At 45.0% G+C, this 6,521-nt stretch carries 5 protein-coding genes; 1 reads left to right on the top strand and 4 read right to left on the bottom strand.

All coding sequences use genetic code 11. The features are described from left to right. From E1189_RS04090 to E1189_RS04075, 4 genes are all read right to left on the bottom strand, one after another. Window positions 1-405: transposase (locus E1189_RS04090; RefSeq protein WP_196221180.1), on the bottom strand; the 405-nt coding region annotated here is incomplete at its 3' end. Window positions 406-719: 314 nt separating this feature from the next. Next, on the bottom strand, window positions 720-2,174 hold the full coding sequence (locus tag E1189_RS04085) for a hypothetical protein (protein WP_155158791.1): 1,455 nt from the start codon (window positions 2,172-2,174) through the stop codon (window positions 720-722). A 71-nt stretch (window positions 2,175-2,245) separates the two neighbouring features. Beyond that, on the bottom strand, window positions 2,246-3,724 hold the full coding sequence (locus tag E1189_RS04080; RefSeq protein WP_155158790.1) for a hypothetical protein: 1,479 nt from the start codon (window positions 3,722-3,724) through the stop codon (window positions 2,246-2,248). Further along, window positions 3,724-4,119: a TerB family tellurite resistance protein gene (locus E1189_RS04075; protein ID WP_196221179.1), complete on the bottom strand. Its 396-nt coding sequence runs from the start codon at window positions 4,117-4,119 to the stop codon at window positions 3,724-3,726. Before E1189_RS04075 ends, E1189_RS04080 begins: the two co-directional genes overlap by 1 nt. A 964-nt stretch (window positions 4,120-5,083) precedes the next feature. Between E1189_RS04075 and E1189_RS04070 the strand changes: the two genes are divergently transcribed. Further along, complete coding sequence (locus E1189_RS04070; RefSeq protein ID WP_329601888.1) at window positions 5,084-5,872, top strand: ion transporter; 789 nt, start codon at window positions 5,084-5,086, stop codon at window positions 5,870-5,872. The last annotated feature ends 649 nt before the right edge of the window (window positions 5,873-6,521 follow it).

Genomic DNA, 6,521 nt, shown 5'->3' with positions numbered 1-6,521 from the left:
TTGATCAACAAGAATCTCATGCATAGCAACTGCCTGCTGTCGATTCGCCTGCTGTTCAAACCGGCAGAGGGTCGATTGACTTGCCTGTTGTTTATCTGTGTCAGCTGCTGTTTGTAATGCCAGATCGTAGAGGAGTTGCTGGTGATCATTCAGGTCTTCGTAACCCAAAGCCAGACCATAAATTCTCTGGCGCAATACGGTTTCTGTCTGGTGCAGGCAACGATCAGCGTCCCTTGGGTCGTTAATGACGCGACTGAGGGTGTTGGTCAGTTGTAATTTTCGGTCGAGCTGTCGCAACAGAAGAACACCTGCATTTGAGGTGATGTCGCCACCGGAAAAATCAGCCTGAACTTTTCTGGATTTGCAGCGTGGAAAGTGAGCGTCCTTGAGGATACAATCTGTCATGGGCGATTTGGTCGTTATTGTTGGTCTAAGCAACTGAACTATAACAAAAAACCATCTCGCCTTTTTTGTTTGTCATGCAATATGCGGGCTAAAGGTGTCATCCTTCAGGCTGTTCGCTGGTACGTCAGTTACCCGCTCAGCTATCGTATGATCATGAGAAAAGGTCATACCCTGACTCCGGAACAACAACACCGTGGGCGTATTTCTACTCCCTGGCGGCATAGTTGCGTCTGGAGAATTGCAATTTTTCATTCTCAGAAATTTTTGCGACACAACGTAGAATTATCTGAGCTTGCAACAGAACCGAGCTTTGGTCATAGCTGTAACGGCCCGCTATTCTGATCCATCATGAAGTTATCAAATTCCTCAAAACTTTTAAAGAACAAATCCTTTCCAAAAAGATCGTTGATAGATGTTAACGCCAGCGTCATTTGATTAGGGTCCCATGCATTTAGTGCATCCTCCATGTTTGAAAATGCCTCTTCAAATACTGTATTTCGTAGAGATTGGTACTCTTCTGTGCTCTTGTAAATCTGCTTCTGCATTTCTTGGGCTTGCGCTATGGCGGTGTAGCACATGGCCTCAATGGTCTGACGGCGCTTTCTAGCCACCTTCACTATGGTAGGTGTCCCCAGTGCTATCAGACCGCTCTTGTGAAGCATATTGCCAACAAAAAATCCCACTGCTGCACCCACTAGTCCACCGACTACAGGAATAGGAATGGCAGCCTGACCAAGCGCACCGTAATAAAAAGAGAAGGTCCCAGATATAGCGGTTTCACTCACTTCGTCTTTCAGGGCCTTTTCGTCGATGTCACCATTTAGGTACCTGATAATTGATTTGCTGCTCGACACGATTCCAGCGGCTATTGCAGCGGGCGCATTTGATTTCACCAACGAACTGGAGACCGTGTCAGATAAATATTTTTTTGAAGCATGAGTAATGCCTTTAGATAGTGAGGTGGTTACATACCCCGTCGCAAAACCTTTTGCCGTATCAACAGCTGTACCTGATATAGCTTCAGCTGTACCTACTTCGCCTTTATAAGCTTTTCGAGCATAATTCAATGCAGACAGGCCACCGCCAGCAGCCGCTCCAATCTTTCCTGCTTTCATACCCGATAGGTGCATGTCTGTTAAGACTGCCTCCCTATCGAGTTTGTCCGCAGTTTCTTTTGCGACGTCAATATCGGTATTGGCGACAGCCTCATCGTAGGTTGTACCTCCTGAAGATACGCCCTCGTGGCTTAGTTCTGACTGAAGGTTGTCCTGCACATCTTTATATTGCTCCTTAAGAATACCATTTCCACTGGTTCTCTGATCCACCAGCTCCCTAGCCATGTCTCCCTTGTCAGAGTTTATCAGTCGAGCCATCCCTTTATATTTTGGATTTCGCTGCATTGTAATAGCCCCCGCAGCTGTTTTGCTCGACTTGGCCTGAACCTCCCGTTGAACTTTTTCAGAGGATTCCCTCATAATATTGATGTCAGAGGGGGAGTGAGGCAGGCCCTCGGCAGCGGTCACGGAGGCATATAGATCACTTTCTTTTGAAAGGGCGTCTATATTGAATTTCGCGGCCTCTATATGCTCGAAGATATGACCCTGTGCTTGTGCCTTAGGAGTGTTCCTCCACTGTTGTGCAGCATCTTGAAGATCTTGGGTGTTTTGCAGAATACGCCATGTTTTGGCTGTCGCCCCTTCAGTCAGTGCATTTGCAGCGTGGGCAGTACCAAGTGAGACAAATTCTTGTTCCTGTTTTTTTTCGGACATGGGTTCGTCTTTGCATGTTAAAAAGGCGCCCGACAATCAACCGGGTGCTGGCAATACCTAGGAAGAAAAGTTTACAGACCAAGGTGCTCTTTTAAGCACTTGACGATATATCTCATACTTCTGTTCAAGTGACTCACACCATACTTATAATAGTTTCCATTGATCATCAGTTCCTTGTCGTCTTCATCAAGGCGAAGAGAATTGATATCTTCAAATCTAATCCGAACAACATCCTCGTATGACTCTTTGATCCACACGGTGTCATCTGTAAAGTAATAACCTTCTTTGCCACTACCGAAAACAGTAGTATCTATTAATACGCTAGGACAGCTGGCGCCATCAGCGTAGGCATCCATGGCATTGTTGGCTTTTTTACTCGCTTTCTCTGATAGAAGATTCCCCACGCAATACACACTACCGTCGTGCATAATTTGATGTTCATACTCATACACGAGTTCATTAAAACTCTTTCGGGCGACGGGAGTCGCTTCAATAGATGGAGCAGGTTCATCATTGGCTACGACTGACGGCTCTGGCAGGCGGCCTTTGCTTTTATATGCATCGAGGTTTCCGTTGGTTTGTTCCAATAAGGCGGTAGAAGCTCCAGTTAAAGACCCGTTTTCTGATAATAGCTGTGTCTCCATAACGTTTTTAATTGTGATGGCCATCTGGAAGCAGTTGTATACGCCAAGCTTGTCTTTTTGAGAATAGGTATCGTAGTTGGTGTTCTGGTTGGTCAGTGTTACCAAGCCTTCTAGTAATGGGTCAATCTCACTACGCAGTTTATTGAGAACTTGGGTAATTTCGATAAAGCGCATCTTAATGGCATAAGTGGCCGCTTTTCCTGTGTCCATCGCGGCCGCAGCCTTTTTGCTCTCGGCTAAGTTTGCTAAGGCATTTTCTTTGACCTCTTCCGCTTTACTTGCAAGCATGAGGCCGCTGACGGCGAGCACAGGCCCGGCTACTAAGCCGCCCAGAACCATTGTGCCTCCAGCCATGCCCATACCTCCGGAGGCCAATGATCCACCGCCCAGCCACGCAAGTGTGGCATTCGTGGCAGCGGCGCCGCTCAGTGAGGCTATACCTGTGCCAGTAGAAGCTGCAGCGAATGTCCCTACTCCGCCGTACGCTGCTAACCCTGCGAGCCCACCAGCACCCAATGCAGTCATACCGCCACCGAGTACAGAATGCAGTGCGATAACGGCATTTTGTATGTCCGCTAGCTGCATATTAGCGTCACCAAGGGGTTTTTGGTCTCGCAGAAGTTGAGAGTCATTAAAGTCGACGTTTTTCATCTTGCTAATCGCATCAACAAATCTGCTTAACTGGACCTCAAACAGCGAAAATTTTAATTCGCCAAGGGTGATCATCGCTTTTTGTGTAGCCTCCCGTTCGTTCTCAAGAGACTTTTTAGCCTGGTCGTATATATGGGATGCATTGGAGTTAATAGACTTTGCGCGTCCAAAGTCCTCCTTAGCGTCAATTCCCTTTTTAATGCCGACGCCACCAGCTGTTAGGGCTAGACCTGCCAATATAATAGGAAGAGGCATTACTGGTCTCCCATAAGAGGTTCGAGTTTTTTCATATGTTTCATAAGGCCCACGACCCAGTCTTTCAGTTCGGTCAAGTGCTCAGCACTGACTGAGATTTTGCGAGCAACGTCTAAAAGATATTCTTCTTCGTTATCGTGAAATTCGTCATCGGCAAGAGCTATGCCCAATAGCTCCAACAGTAAAGAGGATTTTGCGGTTTGAGTATCAAAAATGCGTCCAACATCGCTTATTCTGACGTCTGTAAGCACTTTAGCTTCCTCTGAAACCTGAGCAAGAATAGTGTTGAGCACTACCTGCTCATTTTCAGAAATCTTACCGTCTGAAGTGATGATCGTTTCGGCCATTTCCACTAAGAGAAATTGCTGCTTTGCGTTTAAATTCTGTATAAACATTAGTAGCGTCAGCCTTATTGTGTTCCATATGAAAGGCATATAATAAGTGGCGCTCACAGCAAAACACATCAATTGTCGTAAATAAAATTCAAAGTGCCTAATTGATTACCACAAAGTGTTTCTTTTTGGCCAAAAAAAATACAGATTGCAATGCTTTATTTGAATGTCAGCGAGGCACGTTTTGTTGCAAAAAATCCACCCTATACAGGGAGTGGCTTGCGTCGACAGAATATCTAGAACATCATAAGCTCAGTATCGTTTTATTCACATCAGCTACAGGGAGGTTATGGTGTTCCGGAAGTATTATTCACTACCAATTTCATCCGGTTACGAATGTTGCGTTTGTAAGGCCGTTGCCTGTTCGAAAAAATACTGTAATGGAAAATCTTGTCATCACTCGACAAGTGACCAACACCTCTTGGAATGGACCCTTCGATGAAAGGTGGCATCAGGAACAAGCGTGATAACTGTGGATGAGGCTATGTTACTGTCGATGAGTGGTGAAAAACATACAATCAGCGGTCGCCCGCACCATTATGGCAAACACAATGTGTCATAGTGTACTATGCGTAACACTTTGAGGGGTTTACGGGTATTAGAGGCTCCTGAGACCTGCATGTGTGTTAGCTAGCTATTCACCAACCAATGACAGCCTGTGGATGAGATGTGGGCTACATGTATTGGGTTTTGGGGTTGATTGAAAAATGATCATATTTTTCCTTGGTAGGTAAATCGATACTGGCAACAGTATTAATCGTTGCGCAGAAAAAATTTATCTCATAAGTACCAGGATACCTGCTTTCACAGGCTATTTGCTCACTAAAGGCGGTTGCTAGAAGGGGCAATATTCGATCACGAGAGTCTGGGTACTTACCACGATTTTAAAAGTTGCATGTGCCTTCTATCTCGGGGATACCAAAGCCCCACAGATAAACCAGCAAACCATCTAGGACTCAGAAGTATCGTGTCATATCAAGATGTAAAATTAACATTTTATAAAATCAGGTCTAACCCTACCTTCGAGGTAGTCGTAATGGCCGTTATCGTCTCTTCTGCCCTAGTCATAGGGATGAAAACATTTCCATTTAGCACAAAATACGTAACGATTCTTACCGGTGTTGACTACTTCATAAGCTTTTTTTTCTTAACTGAGCTGTTTGTAAGGTTCATGGCCGAAGACTCATTGAAGAACTATGTGAAATCTGCATGGAATATCTTCGACACCATCGTTATAGTTATTAGTATCATCCCCATAGATAACTCTGAACTGGTTCTGATCGGAAGAGTATTAAGAATATTTCGTGTTCTTAGGATGATCACAGTAGTTCCCGAGCTTAGAGTTTTACTAACCTCTCTCGTCAAGGTTATGCCGAAAATCGGTTATGTTTCGGCTTTCATGTTTATTATTTTCTACATTTATGCTGCTATTGGTAGCACCTTCTTTCAAGAGATTAATAGTAAGCTTTGGGGGGACATAAGCATAAGTTTGCTGACTCTATTCCGTGTCATGACATTCGAAGATTGGACAGATGTTATGTACCAGACAATGGAAGTGTACCCTCTTAGCTGGACATATTATTTGAGTTTCATATTTCTTACGGCCTTCGCATTTTTAAACATGATTATTGGTGTCGTAGTCAATGAACTTGAGCACGCTAGCGATGATGACAAAAATAAGGAGACTGCAGAAAGGGACGAGCTGCTACATCAGGTTCTAGCGCGACTGGATAAGATTGAGGGTCGCTTAAAGTAGAGAAATATTTGTTCTTGGCCCAACCGGGACTTAAAGGAGAGTAAGCACCATGGCACCTGCTTTACAGGCTGTTTGCCCATAAAGGGTGATCTCTAGAAGGGGCAATGTTCGATTGTGAGAGTCTGGGTACTTACTACGCTCTTGCTTGGCTTGAACCCTTCTCCGTAGGGTATGTCAGGTATCTGCGACAACGCTCCATACCATACTTTGCTTGGGGGCAGGGTTAGCTTCACATATGTATCTTGGCTTCATTCAGTTGAAAAAAATAGAAAAACCAACCTCCACCGGTGCCCCAACCATCAGTTTTACAGCGCCAAGCTTGTATAGCTGGTGGAGGGCAACTGAGGAGGGGGGCTGCTTATCTTGTGTTTATTGAGGACCAGTGCAATTTGTGCCGCACATACACTGCCATTTTCCTCTTGTACAGAAGACCTATCTCGATTTATCCCCCTGAAAATACCCGGTCTACCGCGCGCTTTGGTCGCTGGTGGGTGTTTTTTGTGTTTTTATTCAACCATTATTTTTGCCTGTTTTGGGCCGCTTTTCCTCTCTCTTCTCTTAAAACGGGAGGTAAGAGAAAAATCCACCCCCGCTTTTTCCTTGTAAGATCATCAGGTTATCAGGGAAAACGCACGAAACCCCTTGATAT

The sequence above is a fragment of the Parendozoicomonas verongulae genome (genome assembly GCF_009711465.1).
Lineage (GTDB): Bacteria > Pseudomonadota > Gammaproteobacteria > Pseudomonadales > Endozoicomonadaceae > Sansalvadorimonas > Sansalvadorimonas verongulae.
This window is presented reverse-complemented; position numbering and strand designations above follow the sequence as displayed.

Excerpts from the sequence above, each read along its gene's own strand:
- E1189_RS04085 (WP_155158791.1), bottom strand. The coding sequence starts at position 2,174 with ATGTCCGAAAAAAAACAGGAACAAGAATTTGTCTCACTTGGTACTGCC.
- E1189_RS04080 (WP_155158790.1), bottom strand. The coding sequence starts at position 3,724 with ATGCCTCTTCCTATTATATTGGCAGGTCTAGCCCTAACAGCTGGTGGC.
- E1189_RS04075 (WP_196221179.1), bottom strand. The coding sequence starts at position 4,119 with ATGTTTATACAGAATTTAAACGCAAAGCAGCAATTTCTCTTAGTGGAA.